At 69.2% G+C, this 18089-nt stretch carries 16 protein-coding genes; 10 read left to right on the top strand and 6 right to left on the bottom strand.

Annotated elements, in window-relative coordinates:
- Window positions 1-59: 59 nt before the first annotated feature.
- The 8 genes from NKJ47_RS02715 (at window position 60) to NKJ47_RS02680 (ending at window position 8866) form a co-directional block, all read left to right on the top strand.
- Window positions 60-620, top strand: a complete 561-nt coding sequence (locus NKJ47_RS02715) for an RBBP9/YdeN family alpha/beta hydrolase (RefSeq protein WP_254460022.1) — start codon at window positions 60-62, stop codon at window positions 618-620.
- Between the two features lie 143 nt (window positions 621-763).
- On the top strand, window positions 764-1675 hold the full coding sequence (locus tag NKJ47_RS02710; RefSeq protein ID WP_429002480.1) for a DUF2167 domain-containing protein: 912 nt from the start codon (window positions 764-766) through the stop codon (window positions 1673-1675).
- Window positions 1676-1847: 172 nt separating this feature from the next.
- Window positions 1848-2525 carry an RDD family protein gene (locus tag NKJ47_RS02705; RefSeq protein ID WP_254460020.1) on the top strand — a complete coding sequence of 226 codons (678 nt, stop codon included), beginning with the start codon at window positions 1848-1850 and terminating at the stop codon, window positions 2523-2525.
- Window positions 2522-3559: a stage II sporulation protein M gene (locus NKJ47_RS02700; RefSeq protein WP_254460019.1), complete on the top strand. Its 1038-nt coding sequence runs from the start codon at window positions 2522-2524 to the stop codon at window positions 3557-3559. Before NKJ47_RS02705 ends, NKJ47_RS02700 begins: the two co-directional genes overlap by 4 nt.
- Entirely contained in the window at window positions 3549-5228 is a 1680-nt protein-coding gene (locus tag NKJ47_RS02695) for a DUF4129 domain-containing protein (protein ID WP_254460018.1), read from the top strand. Before NKJ47_RS02700 ends, NKJ47_RS02695 begins: the two co-directional genes overlap by 11 nt.
- Window positions 5225-6412 carry a DUF4350 domain-containing protein gene (locus tag NKJ47_RS02690; RefSeq protein ID WP_254460017.1) on the top strand — a complete coding sequence of 396 codons (1188 nt, stop codon included), beginning with the start codon at window positions 5225-5227 and terminating at the stop codon, window positions 6410-6412. The genes NKJ47_RS02695 and NKJ47_RS02690 overlap by 4 nt, the downstream gene beginning before the upstream one ends.
- Complete coding sequence (locus NKJ47_RS02685) at window positions 6409-7401, top strand: AAA family ATPase (protein WP_254460016.1); 993 nt, start codon at window positions 6409-6411, stop codon at window positions 7399-7401. Before NKJ47_RS02690 ends, NKJ47_RS02685 begins: the two co-directional genes overlap by 4 nt.
- 166 nt (window positions 7402-7567) lie before the next feature.
- On the top strand, window positions 7568-8866 hold the full coding sequence (locus NKJ47_RS02680) for a DUF58 domain-containing protein (RefSeq protein ID WP_254460015.1): 1299 nt from the start codon (window positions 7568-7570) through the stop codon (window positions 8864-8866).
- 60 nt (window positions 8867-8926) lie between these two features.
- Here the strand turns inward: NKJ47_RS02680 and NKJ47_RS02675 are convergent, their stop codons facing one another.
- The 6 genes from NKJ47_RS02675 to NKJ47_RS02650 all read right to left on the bottom strand — a co-directional run bounded on the left by NKJ47_RS02675 (window position 8927) and on the right by NKJ47_RS02650 (window position 14268).
- The gene (locus NKJ47_RS02675) at window positions 8927-9889 is read right to left on the bottom strand and encodes a hypothetical protein (RefSeq protein ID WP_254460014.1); all 963 of its coding nucleotides are present in this window, start codon (window positions 9887-9889) and stop codon (window positions 8927-8929) included.
- On the bottom strand, window positions 9886-10269 hold the full coding sequence (locus NKJ47_RS02670) for a hypothetical protein (protein WP_254460013.1): 384 nt from the start codon (window positions 10267-10269) through the stop codon (window positions 9886-9888). The genes NKJ47_RS02675 and NKJ47_RS02670 overlap by 4 nt, the downstream gene beginning before the upstream one ends.
- Before the next feature lie 156 nt (window positions 10270-10425).
- A complete protein-coding gene (locus NKJ47_RS20760; protein WP_343237524.1) occupies window positions 10426-10731 on the bottom strand; it encodes a hypothetical protein in 306 nt (101 codons plus the stop codon).
- A 361-nt stretch (window positions 10732-11092) separates the two neighbouring features.
- Complete coding sequence (locus tag NKJ47_RS02660) at window positions 11093-12274, bottom strand: glutathionylspermidine synthase family protein (protein ID WP_254460012.1); 1182 nt, start codon at window positions 12272-12274, stop codon at window positions 11093-11095.
- Window positions 12275-12308: 34 nt separating this feature from the next.
- Window positions 12309-12863 (bottom strand): DUF1190 domain-containing protein, encoded by a 555-nt coding sequence (locus tag NKJ47_RS02655; RefSeq protein WP_254460011.1) that lies wholly within the window; start codon window positions 12861-12863, stop codon window positions 12309-12311.
- Window positions 12864-12963: 100 nt separating this feature from the next.
- A complete protein-coding gene (locus NKJ47_RS02650) occupies window positions 12964-14268 on the bottom strand; it encodes a glycoside hydrolase family 5 protein (protein ID WP_254460010.1) in 1305 nt (434 codons plus the stop codon).
- A gap of 301 nt (window positions 14269-14569) precedes the next feature.
- On the opposite strand from NKJ47_RS02650, the gene ilvD reads away from it, so the two are divergent.
- Window positions 14570-16408, top strand: a complete 1839-nt coding sequence (gene ilvD, locus NKJ47_RS02645; protein WP_254460009.1) for a dihydroxy-acid dehydratase — start codon at window positions 14570-14572, stop codon at window positions 16406-16408.
- A 568-nt stretch (window positions 16409-16976) separates the two neighbouring features.
- Window positions 16977-17264: a barstar family protein gene (locus NKJ47_RS02640; RefSeq protein ID WP_254460008.1), complete on the top strand. Its 288-nt coding sequence runs from the start codon at window positions 16977-16979 to the stop codon at window positions 17262-17264.
- Window positions 17265-18089: the final 825 nt, after the last annotated feature.

Below are 18089 nucleotides of genomic sequence, written 5' to 3'. Positions count from 1 at the left end.
CATGGCGGTGCCAGGCAGGCAGCGCGACACTCACGCTTTCCTCCAACGGAGCGTAGCGCATGCAGGACGTGGTGATCGTGCCGGGCATCGGCGACTCGGGGCCGGAGCACTGGCAAACCCTCTGGCAGCAGCACGACCCGCGCATGCGCCGGCTGCAGCCGGCGTCGTTCGCGCACCCGCAACTGCACGACTGGCTGAGCGCGCTCGACCGCTGCGTGCAGCACTGCGCCACACCGCCGCTGCTGATCGCGCACAGCCTGGGTTGCCTGCTGGTCGCGCATTGGGCCGCGCGCGCCGAACGCCTGCCGCGCGGCGCCTTCCTGGTTGCGGTGCCCGATCCGCACAGCGCCGCGTTCCCGCATGCGCACGCGGCCAGTTTCGTCCCGGTGCCGGTCGCACCGCTGCCGTTTCCCAGCCTGATCGTGGCCAGCAACGACGATCCGTACGCGGCGCCGTCCTACAGCCGCCGCTGCGCAGCCGACTGGGGCAGCGGACTGGTCGAACTCGACCGCCTGGGACACCTCAATGCGGCCAGCGGCCTGGGCGCATGGCCACACGGCGCGCAGTTGCTGGCCGCCTTCGACGCCGGCCTAAGACCTGCGCCGGCGTCGCCCGCCTGAGCGCTGCCGGCGCCGCGCGGGCAGGACGCCGCGCGGCACCGTGGACCGGCACGAGCGCGCGCTGGCGACTGGCGCGCCCCACGCGCTTGCGCGACACTATGCGTCTCTGGCGTGGGGACGCCACCGAACGAATGGAATCGCCGATGATCAAGATCTCGCCGCGCGGCCTGCTGGCTGCTTTTTTCTGTGCGCTGTGCGCTACCGCCCTTCCGGCCCAGGCCCAGGACAGCGGCCCGGACATGACCGCCGAGCAGTTCGTCGGCTCGCTGCATTTCCGCGACGGGCATATCGAACTGCCGCAGGCCAAGGTGCATTTCGACCTCGGCCCGGCATTCCGCTTTCTGGACAAGACCGACGCGCGCAGGGTGCTGGAGAGCTACTGGGGCAACCCGCCCGACGACGACGTGCTGGGCCTGATCGTGCCGCGCCAACCCGCGCTCGACGAAAAAGGCAGCTGGGCGGTGGTGGTCACCTATTCCGACGACGGCTACGTGTCCGACGAGGACGCCAGCAAGATCGACTACCAGGCCATGCTCAAGGACATGCAGCAGGAGACGCGCGAGTCCAACGCGCAGCGCAAGAAGGCCGGCTACGAGCAGGTCGACCTGGTCGGCTGGGCGGTGCCGCCGCGCTACGACACCGGCAGCAAGAAGCTGTACTGGGCGCGCGAGCTGGCGTTCGCGGGCGAGCGCGAGCACACCCTCAACTACGACATCCGCGTGCTCGGACGGAATGGCTACCTGAGCCTCAATGCGGTCTCGGGCATGGGCGAACTGGCGCAGGTGCGCGAAGGCATGCAGCAGTTGCTGCCGATGGCCGAGTTCGACAGCGGCGCCCGCTATGCCGACCACAACCCGTCCACCGACAAGATCGCCAGCTATGGCCTGGCCACCCTGATCGGCGGCGGCCTGGCGGCCAAGGCCGGCCTGTTCGCCAAGCTCGGCCTGCTGCTGGCCAAGGCCTGGAAGCTGGTGCTGGTCGGCCTGATGGCCCTGGTCGCCGGCGTGCGCAAGCTGTTCGCCGGGCGCCAGCGCGACGGCGGCACGGTACGTTGATCGGCACCGCCGGCGCGCTGGGCAATTCCCGCCACGCCGGCTAAAGTGCCGCTTCGGAGCAGGACGCAGTCGAGAGCAGCATGCCGCCACAGGCAGCCGGCCGAACGGAAGGACGGCCTCCCCACATCGCAGGCGCCCGTGTCCGCCGCGCCGCGCGGCGGCGGTGAGCGGCATGCTCGATACCTACCGCGAGGTCATCACCCCCGAAGGCGTGCCGCTGCATCTGCCGGCCGCCGGCGCGGTGCCGCGCGCGCTGGCCTGGCTGATCGACCTGGCGCTGCGTTTCGCCGTGCTGACCGCGATGGGCATGTTCCTCGGCCTGCTCGGCGGACTCGGCCGGGGCCTGTACCTGGTGGTGATGTTCCTGGTGTTCTGGGGGTACCCGATCGTGCTCGAGGGCTGGCGCGGGCAGACCCTGGGCAAGCAAGCGCTGGGCCTGCGCGTGGTGGCGCGCAACGGCGCGCCGGCGGGGTGGATGGCGGCGATCACCCGCAACCTGCTGCGCACCGTGGACATGCTGCCGTTCGGCTATGCCGTCGGCCTGATCGCCTGCCTGTTCGACGCCCATTCGCGGCGCCTGGGCGACCTGGTCGCGGGCACGCTGGTGGTGCACCAGCCGCCGCGCGAGGACGCGGCATTGCCGCCGATCGCCAGCGCGCTCGCCCCGCCGCGGCCGCTGCTGCCGGCCGAACAGGCGGCGCTGATCGCCTTCGCCGAGCGCGCGCCCCGGCTCACCCCGGAGCGGCAACTGGAACTGGCCGCGCTGGCGCAGCCGCTGACCGACACGCCGGGCCAGGCCGGGGTGCTGCGCCTGTACGCGATGGCCAACTGGTTGCTGGGGCGCCGATGAAGCAGGAACAGTTCGTCCTTCGCCATCAGCACGAATGGCAGGCGTTCGAAGCCTGGCTGCAGCACAGCGGGCGCAAGCAGGCCCGCAAGACCATCGCCGAGGCCACGGACGCGGTCGCGCCGCCGAGCCCGCCGCCGCTGCCGCTCGCCGACGAGGACATGCCGGCGCGCTACCGGCGCCTGTGCCAGCAGCAGGCGCTGGCGAGCAAGCGCGGCTACAGCCCGCAGGTGACCGCGCGCCTGCAGCACCTGATGCAGCAGGGCCACACCGTGCTGTACCGGGCGCCGCGGCCGCGCTGGCGGCGCGCGGCGGAGTTCCTGTTCGCCGAGTTCCCGCAGCTGGTGCGCAGCCAGGCCGGCTACATGGCCGCGGCCGCCGCGCTGTTCGTGGTGCCGCTGGTGACCATCTTCGTGCTGCTGCAGTTCCGGCCGGAACTGATCCACGGGCTGATGGACCCGATGCAGGTCAGCCAGATCGAGCGCATGTACGACCCGGCCGCCAGCGCGCAGAAGCTCGGCCGCGACAGCGGCACCGACTGGCAGATGTTCGGCCACTACATCATGAACAACATCAGCATCGGCCTGCGCACCTTCGCCAGCGGCCTGCTGGCGGGGCTGGGCACGGTGCTGGTGCTGCTGTTCAACGGCATCACCATCGGCGCGGTGGCCGGACACCTGCACCAGATCGGTTACGGCGTCACCTTCTGGCGCTTCGTCGCCGGGCATGCGCCGTTCGAGCTGACCGCGATCGTGATCGCCGGCGGCGCCGGCCTGCAGCTCGGCCTGAAGGTGCTGGCGCCAGGGCGGCGGCGGCGCGTCGATGCGTTGGTGGAAGGCGGCAGGATCGGCGCCCGGCTGTGCCTGGGCGTGGCCGCGATGCTGCTGGTGGCCGCTTTCATCGAGGCGTTCTGGTCGTCCATCGCGACCGTGCCGGCATGGGTCAAGTACAGCGTGTCCGCGGTGCTGTGGACGCTGGTGCTGGTGTGGCTGTGGCGCGGCGGGCGCGGCCGGGCGGAGGCCGTCGATGCGGATTGAGCGCCTGGACGTGGTGCTGCGCGCACGCTCGGCCTGGGAAGCGATGGAACTGGGCAACGCCCTGGTCCGCCGCCACGCCGGGGCGATCTGGAAGCCCTGGCTGCTGGTCACCCTGCCGCTGTTCGTCGTGCTCAACCTCGGCGCCTGGGCGATCGACCAGCTGTGGCTGGCGCCGCTGCTGCTGTGGTGGCTGAAGCCGGTGCTGGACCGGATCCCGCTGTTCGTGATCTCGCGTGCCGTGTTCGGCGACGTGCCGCGCGTGCGCGACACCGTGCGCGCGCAAGGCGCCTGGGGCTGGCGCATCCTGCTCGGCTACCTGACCTGGCGCCGGCTGAGCCCGGCGCGCAGCGTGTTCATGCCGCTGGAGCTGCTGGAAGGCGCAAGCCCCGACCAGCAGCGCGAGCGCCGCCGCACCCTGGGCGGGGCCATCTACGGCCATGCGCTGTTGATGGCCACCGTGTACTGGCATTTCGAGGCGATGCTGTGCCTGGCCTGCATCGCCACGATCTTCATGTTCGTCCCCATCGACCTGTTGCCGGAAACCGCGCGCGCGGCCTGGGCGCTGATCGGCGACCAGACGCCGGTATGGGCCGACATCGGCTTCAACGCCATCGGCTGGCTGGCGATGACCCTGATCGAACCGTTCTTCGTCGGCGCCGGCTTCGGCCTATACCTCAATCGGCGCACCCAGCTCGAAGCCTGGGACGTGGAGATGGCGCTGCGCCGGATGGCCGCGCGCCTGCGCAATGCCGCGCCGCTGGCGCTGCTGTGCGTGGCCCTGCTCGCCGCACCGGCCGCAGCGCTGCGTGCGCAACCGGCGGCCGACCACACCGCGGCGAAGCAGGCGGCACCCGCCACCGACGAGCGCGATGACGAGACCGACGCCGACGCGGACACCGATGCAGATGCAGATGCAGATACCGACAGCGAAACCGACGACGCGCACGCCACCGGCAGCCACCACCACGGCGCGCGGCCGGTGCCGCTGGACGAGGTGTTCGACACCGTGCCCGCCGCCGATGCGCGCTTCGCCCGCGCCGCCGACCGCGCCTACGCCGACCCGCTGCTGACCGCCAAGCGCACCATCGGCTACTGGAAGAAGCGCAATCCCGACGAACCGCCCAAGCCCGACGACAAGAAGCGGGATCTCACCCCGTTCGGCAAGTGGATCGAGGCCGCGGCCAAGGCCATCGCCTTCGTCGGCAAGTGGGGCCTGTGGCTGCTGGTGGCGATCCTGCTGCTGGTAGTGCTGCTGACCGCCAAACACTGGCTGCCGTGGCTGCGCGGCGCCGGCCACAGCCGGCGGGCGCCGGTAGTGGCGGCGCCGGAGCACGAGCCGGTGCTGGCGCCGCAACCGCTGCCCGACGACGTGGCCACGGCAGCACGGCGCGCCTGGCGCGAGGGCCGCCACCGCGATGCGCTGGCGCTGCTGTACCGGGCCAGCGTGGCGACGCTGTGCGAGCGCGCCGCGGTAGTGCTGCCGCCCAGCGCCACCGAGGCGCAGTGCCTGCGCGCCGCGCAGCGCCTGCCCGATGAGACCGACCGCAGCCTGTTCGCGCGCATGGTGCGGGTCTGGCAGCACGCCGCCTACGCCGGCCGCCTGCCCGAGGACAGCGCCTTCGATGCGCTGGTCGACGACCTGCAGCGCCAGTTCCGGTGGCAGGCATGAACAGCGGCACGCGCAATGCGCTGATCTTCCTGGTCGGCCTGCTGCTGGCCAGCGTGGCCGCGGCCTGGTTCCTGGGCCGCTACGAACGCGCCGAGCGGGTGATCGTGCTGCCGCCGCGCGGCGAAGCCGCCTACAACCCGCTGTACGCGCTGCGCCAGACCCTGCGCGCCGACGGCGTGCGCGCCGAGTCGCGGCAACGCCTGGACCTGGCGGCGATGCGCCTGCACCCGCACGACAGCGTGGTGCTGTACGGCGATCCGCGCATGCTCGGCCAGGCCGACAGCGAGGCCTTGCTGGACTGGGTGGAGCATGGCGGGCATCTGGTGCTGCGCACGCCCACGGCCGAGGTCAAGCACGGCGACGTGCCGATCCTGGAAGCGCTGGACGTCAGCGTCGAGGCGCGCAGCCCGGACAACTGCCTGGTGCTGGCGGTGCCGGGCGCGGCGCCGCAAAAAGTCTTCTGCGACGGCCGCCGCTTCCATATCGATCCGGACACGCCCAGCAACTGGTGGAGCGGCGAGAACGACGACTTCGTGTTTGCGCGCATTCCCTATGGCGACGGCAGCGTGGACGTGCTGTCGCAGCTGAACTTCCTCGAGAACCAGGACAAGCGGCTCGGCGCGATGCTCAAGGGTTCGTCGGTGGAGACCGACCAGGAGCTGCACAGCGGCGGGCTGCGCGAGGCGGGCAACCGCCTGCTGGCCCGGCAGGTGCTGGGGCCGAACTACGGCCAGGGCACCATCCACCTGATCTATTCGGCCGAACTGCCGTCGCTGTGGCGCACCCTGTTCACCCGCGGCTGGCCGGCCTGGCTGCCGGCGCTGCTGATCCTGCTGGCCTGGCTGTGGTCGCGCATGCAGCGCTTCGGGCCGCTGCGCGCCGCCCCGGCGGCCGATCGCCGCTCGCTGCTGGAGCATGTGCGCGCCAGCGGCGAACACCTGCTGCGCTACGGCCGCGCCGACCTGCTGTACGCGGCGATGCGCGAGGCGTTCCTGGCGCGGCTGCGCCGGCGCGCGCCGATCGCCGCGGCGCTGGAGGGCCCGGCCCAGGCCGCCGCCATCGCCGAACGCCTGCAGCTGCCGGTGGCCCAGGTCGAACAGGCCTTGCAACCGCCGCCGCCCACCCAATCCGCCGCCTTGCGCGAGCGCATCCGCCTCCTCGTCCAGATGAGAAACCAGTTATGACCACCGCCTTCTCCGACGCCGTCGCGCCGCTCGCCGGCCCTGCCCTGATCGAACGCGCCGAGGCGATCCGCGCCGCGGTCGGCCACGCCTTCATCGGCCAGCCGCAGGTGCTGGAGCAGATCCTGATCGCGCTGCTGGCCGGCGGCCACGTGCTGATCGAGGGCGTGCCCGGCCTCGGCAAGACCCTGCTGGTGCGCGCGTTGGCGCAGGCGCTGGAACTGAACTACGCACGCGTGCAGTTCACCCCGGACCTGATGCCCAGCGACGTCAGCGGCCATGCCGTGTACGACCCCAAGACCGAAAGCTTCAAGATCCGCCGCGGCCCGGTGTTCACCCACCTGCTGCTGGCCGACGAGATCAACCGCGCCCCGGCCAAGACCCAGTCGGCGCTGCTGGAAGTGATGCAGGAAGGCCAGGTCACCATCGAAGGCACGGCCTTCCCGCTGGCGCCGCCGTTCCTGGCCCTGGCCACGCAGAACCCGGTCGAGCAGGAAGGCACCTACCCGTTGCCGGAAGCGCAGCTGGACCGTTTCCTGCTGAAGATCCTGATCGACTACCCGCAGCTGGAGGACGAGGCGCGCATGGTCACCGCGGTCACCAGCGGCCGCAGCGCCGGCGACTTCGACCTGTCGCAGGTGCCGCGCGTGCTCGGCGCCGAGGACGTGGTGGCGATGCAGGCCGGCACCGCCGCCATCGCGGTCGACCCGCAGGTCATCGACTACGCCGTGCGCATCGTCGCCGCCACCCGCCGCTGGCCCGGCATCGCCCTGGGCGCCGGCCCGCGCGGCAGCATCGCCCTGGTCCGCGCGGCGCGCGCGCAGGCGGTGCTGTCCGGCCGCGATTTCGTCATCCCCGACGACATCCGCGACGTGGCCAAGCCCGCCCTGCGCCACCGCATCGCCCTGGCCCCGGAACTGCAGATCGAAGGCCAGAGCGCCGACGACGCCCTGGGTGCGCTGCTGGCCAAGGTGGAGGCGCCGAGGAAATGAGCCGGGAGTCGGGAATGGGGAATGGGGAATGGAAAACGCCGGGGTTCTCGGCGTTTCCGGCAACCCCCGATTGCGGTGAACCGACGAACGCTGCAGAGCGTCGCGCTGCAGCCCTGCCGCTTTTCCGATTCCCCATTCCCCATTCCCCATTCCCGGCAGCCCAGCAATGAGACCCGCCCCGCCCCTGCTAGCCCTGCTCGCACTGTGGGCGCTGTGCGGCCTGGCCGTGGCGCTGGGCTGGCTGCCGTTGTGGAGCTGGCAGGCGCTCGCGGCGGGCATCGCGCTGGTCGCGGCGCTCGATGCCTGGCGGCTGTGGCGGCGGCCTACGCCGCAACTGCGCCGCGACCTGCCCGAAGCGCTGCCGCTGGGCGTGCAGCGTGAGGTGGTGCTGCACCTGGACAGCGCGCAACGCCAGCGCGTGGACCTGTTCGACCTGGTGCCCAGCGGCTGGGAACTGCAGGGGCTGCCGCAGCGCATGACCCTGCCCGCCGCGCATCGGACCCAGGTGCGTTACCAGCTGCGGCCCACGGCGCGCGGCCGCTTCGTCTTCGACGGCACCCACCTGCGCCTGCATGCGCCCTGGCGCCTGTGGCGGCAGCAACGCCTGGCCGGGCCGGCGCAGACCGTGCGCGTGTATCCGAACTTCGCGCCGCTGACCCGCTTCGCCCTGTTCAGCGCCGAACAGGCCTCGCGCCTGGTCGGTGCGCACCTGAAGCGGCGCCGCGGCGAAGGCACCGACTTCCACCAGATGCGCGAGTACCGCGTCGGCGACAGCCTGCGCCAGATCGACTGGAAAGCCACCTCGCGCGCGCGCAAGCTGATCTCGCGCGAGTACCAGGACGAGAAGAACCAGCAGTTGCTGATGCTGATCGACACCGGGCGGCGGATGCTGGCCAGCGAGCGCGGCCTGTCGCATTTCGACCACGTGCTCAACGCGGCGCTGGTGGTGTCGTACCTGGCGCTGCGCCAGGGCGATGCGGTGGGCATGATGGCCAGCGGCGGCGAGGCGCGCTGGGTGGCGCCGCAGCGTGGCATGGGCACGGTCGACGTGTTGCTGCGCGCCAGCTACGACCTGCAGCCGCAGCCGGTAGCCACCGACTACCTGGCCGCGGCCACCGAGCTGTCGTTGCGCCAGCGCCGCCGCGCGCTGGTGATGCTGGTCAGCAACGTGCGCGACGAGGACATCGAAGACCTGCTGGCCGCGGTACGCCTGCTGCAGCGCCGCCACCTGGTGTGCGTGGCCAGCCTGCGCGAGCGCGAACTGGACCAGGCGCTGGCCGACGAGGTATACGACCTGCCGCAGGCCGTGCAGGCCGGCGCCGTGGCGCGCTACCTGCAGCAACGCAGCGCCGCGCACGACGCGCTGCGCAGCCACGGCGTGATGGTGCTCGACGTCACCGGCGAGGAATTGCCCGGCGCGCTGATCGAGCGCTACCTGGCGGTGAAGCGCGACGGGTTGCTGTAGCGAGCGGCCGAGGCGGCGCCGCAGCGCTCGACCGCGCTTGCCGTCGGCGCAAACACCGCCTTATTGGCAGTGCTGCAACAGCTTCTCCAATTCCGCCGCGGCCACGGCGGCAGGAACCTTGCTCTTAATCAGGTCATAGCAGGCCATGGTCGATATGCCGCCCGCCAAACGTTGCGCGGCCACGCCGGTCGAGAACATCTTGCCCAGCCCGATCGACGCGGAGCCACTGCCATTCGCCGTGCTCGTGCCATCGAAGCTGCCAAAGACGGAATAGGAGTCGCCCAGATTGCTGCGTGCGATCTTCGCATTGGCCGACTTGAGGATGGCTTCCTGCAACTCTGCGGCTTTCTGCTTGCTCGCGTATTCAGCCGCCACGGCGGCGGCGTTCTGCCGCAGGTCATTCTCGCTCTGAGCGAAACCCGCGAGAATCGCCTGGTCTTCGGCAGTGGGCACGAGCGCGTCCATGGCGCTCTTCGCAGCACTTACGTCCGCCTCGTCGACCGTGCCCGGGCTGCCCGCCGCTGCCTGGAGTGACGCCCATTTCAGTTTCGCTTGATCGTATGCGCTTTGCCGCTTGGCGGCTGCGCTGTAGCTTTCGCGCAGCTGCTTGAGCTTGCTATCGGCCTCGATCATCGCCTGCTTCGCCAGCGTCTCCTCCGACAGCGCCCTCGCATAGTCTGTCGATGCCTTCTTGGCGACTTCGATCCGCGCGTCTTCGCTGGTCCCGTCCGCGTCCGAGTCGCCCTCTCTGGCGACGCCTGAGATCACCAACAATTCGTACCCTTTCTTGCTGCAGTCGGCACCTGCGACCCCATCGTTGCACTTTCTTGCCACCGCCACCGGCACATAGGCCGCATCCACCTGTTTGTAGCCCAGGTTCATCGAAATGCCTGGGTTCTCGGTGGATGCCGTGGAAACATCGACACCGAATGTCGTCTTCGACGCATACACCAGCGGCGCCTGCTCCAGATGCGCGCAGCCACCCAACAGCAGAAAAGAGCAACAGGCAAGAGACGTTTTCATCGTGACACCTCCTGTGAGTGGACGCAGACCTGCAACAAATCGCCGCCACCGGCCTGCAGGATCGCAAGCAGGCGGCGGACCTCGGCTTCGGTATTGGAAATCAGCACGATGCGGCATGCGTCCGCACCAAGGGGAGCATAGATCGCGGTTTCGGCGTGCCAGCCCACCGTCCATGCGCGCGGGGTCTGCGAGATTCCCAGACCTTGCGAGCGGATCGCCACAGGCGCCAAGCCTGCCGTGGCGATGCGCGCGCCGAACAGGCCGCGCACGACCACGTCGTCTTGCGCGGTGGCGACCGTCACCACCGCGCACGCGCTGCAGTTGACGGCGACGCACGCAAGCAGCGCCAGCACTCTGGCGCGAGCACGATATGCAGACATGCTGGCCCCTACAGCACTCCCCGACGTCGATCTTCGTCAGTCGGGCAAGACCAGTCAACCGTGATGCGTATCACACCGTAGACATTTCGCATGCGGCGCGCATGGCGCGACTCCACCGGCCGCTTTCCCGGCGGAGGATGACCCCTGACGTCGCCGCTACGTTGCCGCCGCAGGCGGCGGCAACTGCGCGCTGGCCTGCTGCAGACGCTGCAGCGTGCGCAGCATCAGCGGCCGATGCCGCGCCAGCTTCATCCACGCCGGCAGCCGCGCCACCATCGAACGGCCGAACAGGCCGCGGCGTTCGCGCAGCGTCGCCGCCACGTAGTCCTGCAATTCCTGCAGATGGCGCGGGTTGTAGGCCCACAGCACGCCGGCGCGGGTCGGCGCGACCAGCGCCAGCGGCATGCCGAAGTGCGGATCGCAGGGCGATTCGTCGCGCACGCGGTAAGTGGTGACGGCCACCGCGCTGCTCTTCCCGCACTGCGGGCAACGCCCGGGCAAGGTTGCCGGCGAAGGTGCTGCACCGGTCGCTGTCGCACGGACCCGCACCCATTTGTGTCCGCAATGGCCACAGGCACGATGTCCTTCCAACTGCACCGCCCCCACCCAATCGTCGGCGTCGCTGTCCAGCCCCGCGGCGCACTGCCCGCAACGGAAGCGTGCCTGCCACCGATAAGGCTCCCACTGCGCCAGCACCCAGCCCGGCGCGCCGCAACGATGGCAGCGCACCGCCACCTGGTCCGCATAGGCGGCCAACGGCGTTCCGTCGTTGCGATGCCGGCGCGGCGCGCCAGGCGACGCCGCATCGGCGCGCGACACAGACTCAGGCATACAGCACGCCCGGCCGTGCATCCTCGACGATGGCGTGCGGCAGGAACCGCGCGCTGTCGCGGGTGATCGGGCCGTCGTCCTCGCGGATGCCGATGCCGCAGGCGCGGTCGCCGACGATCCAGCTGCCCACCATCGGGTAGCGGCCGTCGAACGCCGGCAACGGATGCGCCTGCTGGCGGACATACGGCCCGGCATACGGGCCATCGCTCTCCAGCACGCGGCCATCGTCCAGATGCAGCACGATATTGGCGCCCTCGCGCGAATGCAGCGGCTTGCGCACCCAGCCCGGCGGCAACGCGCTGCCGTCGTCGAACGCCGCCGGCAGCAGGTTCGGATGGCCGCGATGGCGCTCCCACAGCAACGGCAGGATGCCCTTGTTGCTGAGCAGCGCCTTCCACGGTGGCTCCAACAGGCGCAGGCCCGAGCCCGGTAGCGCCTGGCCGAAGCGCTCGGCGAACATGTCCTCCAGCGGATACAGCTTGAACAGCGCGCCGATCACCGTGTCGTCCAGATCGGTGTAGCGGCCGTCGCTGGACAGGCCGATGTCCTCGATCGCGATCAGCTCGCCGGCGACGCCGGCCTGCGCGGCGCAGTCGCGCAGGTAGGCGACCGTGCCCTGGTCCTCTTCCGAATCGCGCACCGCGGCGAAGTACAGCGGCGGCGGCAGCCCGCTGGCGAGCGCGGCGAAACGCTCCAGCAAGGCTTCGTGGATGGAATTGAACTGGTCGGCCTCGTCCGGCAGACGGCCCTGCGCACGCTGGTCCTCCAGCCACTGCCACTGGAAGAACGCCGACTCGAACAGCGAGGTCGGCGTGTCGTAGTTGAGTTCGTAGAGCTTGGCCGGGCCGCGGCCGTCGTAGGCCAGGTCCAGGCGCCCGTACAGATGCGGCTCGCGGCGCCGCCAGCTGTCGGCGATCCAGTCGCGGAACGCCGGCGGAATCGCCAGCCGCTGCATCAGCGCCTCGCTGGCGACGATGTCGTCGAGCAGGCCCATCGCCATCGCATGCAGTTCGGCGCTGGGATCTTCCAGGTCGCGCTCGATCTGGCGCAGGCTGAACGCGTAGTAGGCGCGTTCGTCCCAATAGCGCTGGCCGTCGATGGTATGGAAGCGGAAACCGTACTCCGCGGCCTGGGCGCGCCAGTCGCCGCGCTCGACGATCGCGATGCGTTTCATGCGAGGTCTCGTGCGATGAGGAGAAAAGCGATGCTCAGCTGCCGAAGCCGCGACCGCCGGCGGATTCGCCGAAACCGCCGCGGCTGACGGTGACCGCCCGGTTCGGCGTGGCGCCGATATGGGTCATGGTCTGGTTGCCGCGCAGTGTCGTGCCGCTGGCCGCCGCACCGGCGCCGCCGGAATAGGACGCCGGCCGCTGCCACTGATCCTGCCGATCCTGGTAGGCGGGCGCAGCATTGAACCCGGCGGCGCGGTTGTTGTTGAGCATCTGCGACAGGAAGAAACCGGTCATCATCGGCCCGATGAAGGAATGGCCGTGGCTGTCGCGCTGCTCCACGCAGCGCTCCGGCGCATAGTCCTGCGCGCACTGTTCGCGGCTGGCGTACTTGGGCCCCTGCTCGGCCGCCTGCTTCTGCGCCTGCGCGAAGGCCTCGCGGCAGGTGGCGATGTCGTGGGTCTGCGCCACGCAGGCATCCACCGAGGTGTACAGGCCTTCCTGGGTCTTGGCTTCCGGCTCGCGCCCGCAGGCGGTGAACAACAGCGGCGCGGCGCTCATCAGCAACAAGGCGGTCGTCTTCGACCTTTTCATGGCAACGTCTTCCTGAGTCCAGCCCCGATGATGCCCGGTTCCGCCGGCCGCGGAAACCCGCGGCCGGCGTTCGGGCGCCACCGTTGCCGGCCGCGACGCGTCAGCTCGCCGGCGGCGGCGGCACGTAGCTGGACAGGCGCGCGTCGAAGTACGGCTGCACCGCGGCGATGTTGGATTTGACCTGGATGTCCATGCCGACGTCGCGGCTCATGCCCAGCACGTCGTTGTCCGGCCAGCCGGGGCCGAAGCACCATTGCGTGCTGGGGATGTTGTTGGCCTGCAGGTGCGCGAGCATGCGCTTGGTCGCCAATTCCGCACTGGCGTTGCCGGCCGGATAGCCGTGCTCGCCGAGGAAGCCGCGCTTGCCTCGGCGTCCCAGCCAGTCGATGAACGGCGTGACCATCTTGATGCCGGTGTCCGGCGCAACGGATTCATTGGGATTGGTCCAGTTGCCGCCGCCCTGGCCCTCGTTGTCGAGGTAGTTGTGCGCCTCGTAGACGATGCGGTCGTACGGGTCGGGGATCGTGTCCAGGTTGTTGGACACCTGGTCCCACAGGCGCGCGCTGGCGTACTGATTGCCGCAGACGAACACGTAATGCGACCGGTCGAAGTCGAAGATGCGCGCCGAAGTGGCGGTGGCAGTGCGCAGCCAGTGATCGGCCATCACCAGCTTGCTGCCGTCGGCGTTGTACTCCGGTCCCTCGTAGGGCTCGTTCATCAGGCCCCAGCCGAAGATCGCCGGATGCGAGCGGAAGCGCTGCACGATGCGGCTCCACAGGTCCGGCAGGCCGGCGGCGTTGTACAGCGTGCAGCCGGGCGTGCCGATCACGCGGTACTCGTAGAGCTTGAGCAGGGTGTCGGCCGGGTCGAAGTAGGCCAGGTACAGGAAATTGCCTTTGCGGTAGGTGCCGTTCCACACCGATTGGTCGGCGGGATCGGTGACCGCGCGTCCGTCCGGCCCGATCAACTGCCCGGAACCATCGCGCCGGTAACCGGACTTGCTCGCCACCTTGATCGGCAGGCGCATGTAGTCGTGCAACTCCAGGATCGCCACCTTGCCGCGCAGCGCGAGCCGGTCCAGCACTTTCTCGACCTGGTCGCAGTACGTGGCGTTGAGCGGCATGCCCTGGCCGGTGCTGAAGCGTGCGGCGGTGGTGGGCAGGCGGAACAGCGGGCAGGCGCCGGCGGCGGCGATGTGCTGGTCGCGGATATCGCGGTAGTGCCGGTCGATGACGGCGTTGTCCACGAAGTTGTTGGACGCCAGGCCGGACAGGTTGAGGCCGGCGAACGGCAGCGTGCCGGCGGCGCGGGCCTGGCCACCGAGGCCCCACAGCGCGGCGCCGGCGGCAATGCCGACACTGGCGCGCAGCACGCTGCGGCGGCCCGGATCGGCCGGGGTGGTCATAAGGGACGGGGCGGGGGAGGAAACAGCGGAAGACGACGAACGCACATGCCGAAGCATGGACACCTCCTGTGGTCATGATGGGCGAGCCGGGCCTACGCCCCCTGACGCACCGGCCTGGGCAGTCTGCCAAGCGGCGGGGGGCGATTCTGCGACGCATTCCGCAGTCCTGGCCGGCGCGCGGCGGCGCCGGCGCGCGTGCTAACGTGGCCGGCCCACCGGTGGGCGTCCAGGACGGTTGCAGCAGCAACGATCCGATCGCGCCACCATCGCCAGCCTCCCCGCCCGCTCGTTTGCTGCTCCCATGCCCGACTATCGCTCCAAGACCTCCACCCACGGCCGCAACATGGCCGGCGCCCGCGCGCTGTGGCGCGCCACCGGCATGCAGGACGCCGACTTCCACAAGCCGATCATCGCCATCGCCAATTCCTTCACCCAGTTCGTCCCCGGCCACGTGCACCTGAAAGATCTCGGGCAACTGGTGGCGCGCGAGATCGAGCGCGTCGGCGGCGTGGCCAAGGAGTTCGACACCATCGCCGTGGACGACGGCATCGCCATGGGCCACGACGGCATGCTGTACTCGCTGCCCAGCCGCGAGATCATCGCCGACTCGGTCGAGTACATGGTCAACGCGCACTGCGCCGACGCGCTGGTGTGCATCTCCAACTGCGACAAGATCACCCCCGGCATGCTGATGGCCGCCCTGCGCCTCAACATCCCCACCGTGTTCGTCTCCGGCGGGCCGATGGAAGCCGGCAAGACCAAGCTCGCCGACCACAACCTGGACCTGATCGACGCGATGGTGATCGCCGCCGATCCCACCGCCTCCGACGAGAAGGTCGCCGCGTTCGAGCGCAGCGCCTGCCCCACCTGCGGCTCCTGCTCGGGCATGTTCACCGCCAACTCGATGAACTGCCTGACCGAAGCGCTGGGCCTGTCCCTGCCCGGCAACGGCACCGTGGTCGCCACCCATGCCGACCGCGAGCAACTGTTCCTCAAGGCCGGCCGTACCGCGGTGGAACTGTGCCACCGCTGGTACGGCGCCGAAGACCCGCGCGCGTTGCCGCGCGGCATCGCCACCTTCGAGGCGTTCGAGAACGCGATGACCCTGGACATCGCGATGGGCGGCTCCACCAACACCATCCTGCACCTGCTCGCCGCCGCGCAGGAGGCCGAAGTGCCGTTCACCCTGCGCGACATCGACCGCCTGTCGCGGCGCGTGCCGCAGCTGTGCAAGGTGGCGCCGAACACGCAGAAGTACCACATCGAGGACGTGCACCGCGCCGGCGGCATCGTCGCCATCCTCGGCGAACTGGCGCGCGGCGGCCTGCTGCATACCGACCAGGCCACCGTGCACAGCCGCAGCCTGGCCGACGCGATCGCGCAGTGGGACATCACCCAGAGCGACGACGCCGCGGTGCAGACCTTCTACAAGGCCGGGCCGGCCGGCATCCCCACCCAGGTCGCCTTCAGCCAGGCCACGCGCTGGCCGAGCCTGGACGCCGACCGCGCCACCGGCTGCATCCGCGACGTCGCCCACGCCTACTCGCAGGAAGGCGGCCTGGCGGTGCTGTACGGCAACATCGCCGAGGACGGCTGCGTGGTGAAGACCGCCGGCGTGGACGAATCCATCCACGTGTTCGAGGGCAACGCCAAGGTGTTCGAGAGCCAGGACGCCGCGGTCAAGGGCATCCTCGCCGACGACGTCAAGGCCGGCGACGTGGTGGTGATCCGCTACGAAGGCCCCAAGGGCGGCCCCGGCATGCAGGAAATGCTGTACCCGACCTCGTACCTGAAGTCCAAGGGCCTGGGCAAACAATGCGCCCTGCTCACCGACGGCCGCTTCTCCGGCGGTACCTCCGGCCTGTCGATCGGCCACGCCTCGCCAGAGGCCGCGGCCGGCGGCGCCATCGGCCTGGTCCGCGACGGCGACCGCATCCGCATCGACATCCCCCAGCGCCGCATCGACCTGCTGGTCTCCGATGCGGAACTGGCCTCGCGTCGCGCCGAACAGGACGCCCGCGGCTGGAAACCGGCCGAACCGCGCCCGCGCAAGGTCAGTACCGCGTTGAAGGCGTACGCGCTGCTGGCGACCAGCGCGGACAAGGGTGCGGTGCGCGACAAGGCGCTGCTGGATGGCTGAGGCGTTGCCACGAAGACCGCGGATCCCCCGGTCTTCATGGCGCCCTGGCATTGCACTGTGGGAGGGACTTCAGTCCCGACGCGGGAGCACAAACGCCCACAGCTGGGTTGCTTTCTTGATGCTGGCGTCACTCGCTGCCGGTGTCCAACCCATCAGCGGACTGCACGCCTCAGACGCCCACGCCCCTAGCACATGCGTATGGATCTGCTCGGCCGGCCCCATCCGCGCTGGGTGCTGTTTGCCGTTGGCCGGGATGAAGCGCCGTATCCGGCCAACCTATGCTTGGGCGGTGCGCAGGCTGTCATGCCTACGCCGCGACCGGCAGTACACCTACTCCAGCAACTGCGGCGATGGATGTGCCGTTATCCCTTCACCCTCATGGATGTAACTCACACGCCAGCCCGAACGTCGAACAAGGCAGCCAGCATCGACTCCCCCAACCGCGACCGCCATCCGGCAAGTCATTGATGTGAAATAATAATTCCTCTCTTTGCAGAATTCTGGCGTTGGTGGATACTTGGCCCATCACCGCTTTTAGGCGGTCTAATAGTAGTTGGGCGGCTAGCACATGGATCGCATCAAGCTCATCGAGGTGAATTTGGCGGCTGTTGAATCAGCCGTAGAGCTTCATGCCTTGCTCAGCGAGTCTTTGGGGTTTCCCGGATGGTATGGCCGTAACTGGGACGCCTTCTGGGATTCAATCACCGGGCTCGTAAAAATGCCTGAGACACTTCGACTGAAAGGTTGGAGAGAACTAGAGACCAAACTCCCGCGAGATGCGGAGCTAATGAAGTTGTGCCTCGATGAAATGGCCATCAAGTATCCCAAGGCCGCGTCAGATGTGCTCTATGCTTAGCCTAGCGGCCGGCATGCTTCCTCTTCGCATAGAAACCGCAATGCTCAGCATCCGTCAAAGCCCCTTGGCATTCGACCAGCCGTCTAACCAGCCGCTCAAGAGCGACCGCTTACCGGCGCTGCCGAGAGGCGCCCTCTGCGGATTCGCTGCTCCGGCGCCCCTCAACTAGCGCATTAGGCCTACAGGCAGGAAAGATCAATGCGACTTTTGCTAGCTGAACTTTTTTGCTGCCGGCCTCCGCCTTCGCATCGCCTGACTACACCTACTGCGAGATCACCGGGCTAGCTCTCGGTGCAGACAAAGTGTTTGTCGGTTCGGTTGCGGCCCGAATTGTTGATCGCCAAGGATTTACGGGTGATTCCGCTTGCCAAACGATCTGGAAGGACTCTTACGCAACCGGCAAACGTCTTTCTGAGGGTGGTCAATGGTCCGACTTGGACTCGGTGAAGCGGCAAAAACTCCAGGACTTTTAGACAAAGGTCTTGGATAGCGTAATTGGCGACCTGCATCTTGGCTTTTAGGCCTAACAATCGTTCAAGCCGATACCGCTTTGCGGCACGGCAAATTGCAACATCATGCGATAGTGCTGTACGTGCGGCGCGGCTTCCGCGTTTGGCAAGTTGCTTGACGCTTCGACGCTCGGCTCTTGGACGCATTCCACTCGTCTCCAGCCATCGGATAGCCCGCCGCCTCGTCGTCCGGCTTCGTTGCCCCACTGCGCTCATTGCCTTCGGTCTCTGTCACATCCAGCGGCCAGCACCTCGGGCAAGCCCCAAGACCGCGATCTGTGGCATGCTCGGCGTTCGGAGGCAGTGCTGGGGAGCA

This window comes from Xanthomonas sacchari, assembly GCF_024266585.1.
Taxonomy (GTDB): Bacteria; Pseudomonadota; Gammaproteobacteria; order Xanthomonadales; family Xanthomonadaceae; genus Xanthomonas_A; species Xanthomonas_A sacchari_C.
This window is presented reverse-complemented; position numbering and strand designations above follow the sequence as displayed.

Bases quoted from the DNA above. Each gene is read 5' to 3' on its own strand.
- NKJ47_RS02705 (WP_254460020.1), top strand. From the start codon at position 1,848: ATGCTCGATACCTACCGCGAGGTCATCACCCCCGAAGGCGTGCCGCTG.
- NKJ47_RS02655 (WP_254460011.1), bottom strand. From the start codon at position 12,863: ATGAAAAGGTCGAAGACGACCGCCTTGTTGCTGATGAGCGCCGCGCCG.
- NKJ47_RS02640 (WP_254460008.1), top strand. From the start codon at position 16,977: ATGGATCGCATCAAGCTCATCGAGGTGAATTTGGCGGCTGTTGAATCA.
- NKJ47_RS02650 (WP_254460010.1), bottom strand. From the start codon at position 14,268: ATGACCACCCCGGCCGATCCGGGCCGCCGCAGCGTGCTGCGCGCCAGT.
- NKJ47_RS02690 (WP_254460017.1), top strand. From the start codon at position 5,225: ATGAACAGCGGCACGCGCAATGCGCTGATCTTCCTGGTCGGCCTGCTG.
- NKJ47_RS02685 (WP_254460016.1), top strand. From the start codon at position 6,409: ATGACCACCGCCTTCTCCGACGCCGTCGCGCCGCTCGCCGGCCCTGCC.
- NKJ47_RS02680 (WP_254460015.1), top strand. From the start codon at position 7,568: ATGAGACCCGCCCCGCCCCTGCTAGCCCTGCTCGCACTGTGGGCGCTG.
- NKJ47_RS02670 (WP_254460013.1), bottom strand. From the start codon at position 10,269: ATGTCTGCATATCGTGCTCGCGCCAGAGTGCTGGCGCTGCTTGCGTGC.
- NKJ47_RS02695 (WP_254460018.1), top strand. From the start codon at position 3,549: ATGCGGATTGAGCGCCTGGACGTGGTGCTGCGCGCACGCTCGGCCTGG.
- NKJ47_RS02660 (WP_254460012.1), bottom strand. From the start codon at position 12,274: ATGAAACGCATCGCGATCGTCGAGCGCGGCGACTGGCGCGCCCAGGCC.
- NKJ47_RS02700 (WP_254460019.1), top strand. From the start codon at position 2,522: ATGAAGCAGGAACAGTTCGTCCTTCGCCATCAGCACGAATGGCAGGCG.
- ilvD (WP_254460009.1), top strand. From the start codon at position 14,570: ATGCCCGACTATCGCTCCAAGACCTCCACCCACGGCCGCAACATGGCC.
- NKJ47_RS02675 (WP_254460014.1), bottom strand. From the start codon at position 9,889: ATGAAAACGTCTCTTGCCTGTTGCTCTTTTCTGCTGTTGGGTGGCTGC.
- NKJ47_RS02710 (WP_429002480.1), top strand. From the start codon at position 764: ATGATCAAGATCTCGCCGCGCGGCCTGCTGGCTGCTTTTTTCTGTGCG.
- NKJ47_RS02715 (WP_254460022.1), top strand. From the start codon at position 60: ATGCAGGACGTGGTGATCGTGCCGGGCATCGGCGACTCGGGGCCGGAG.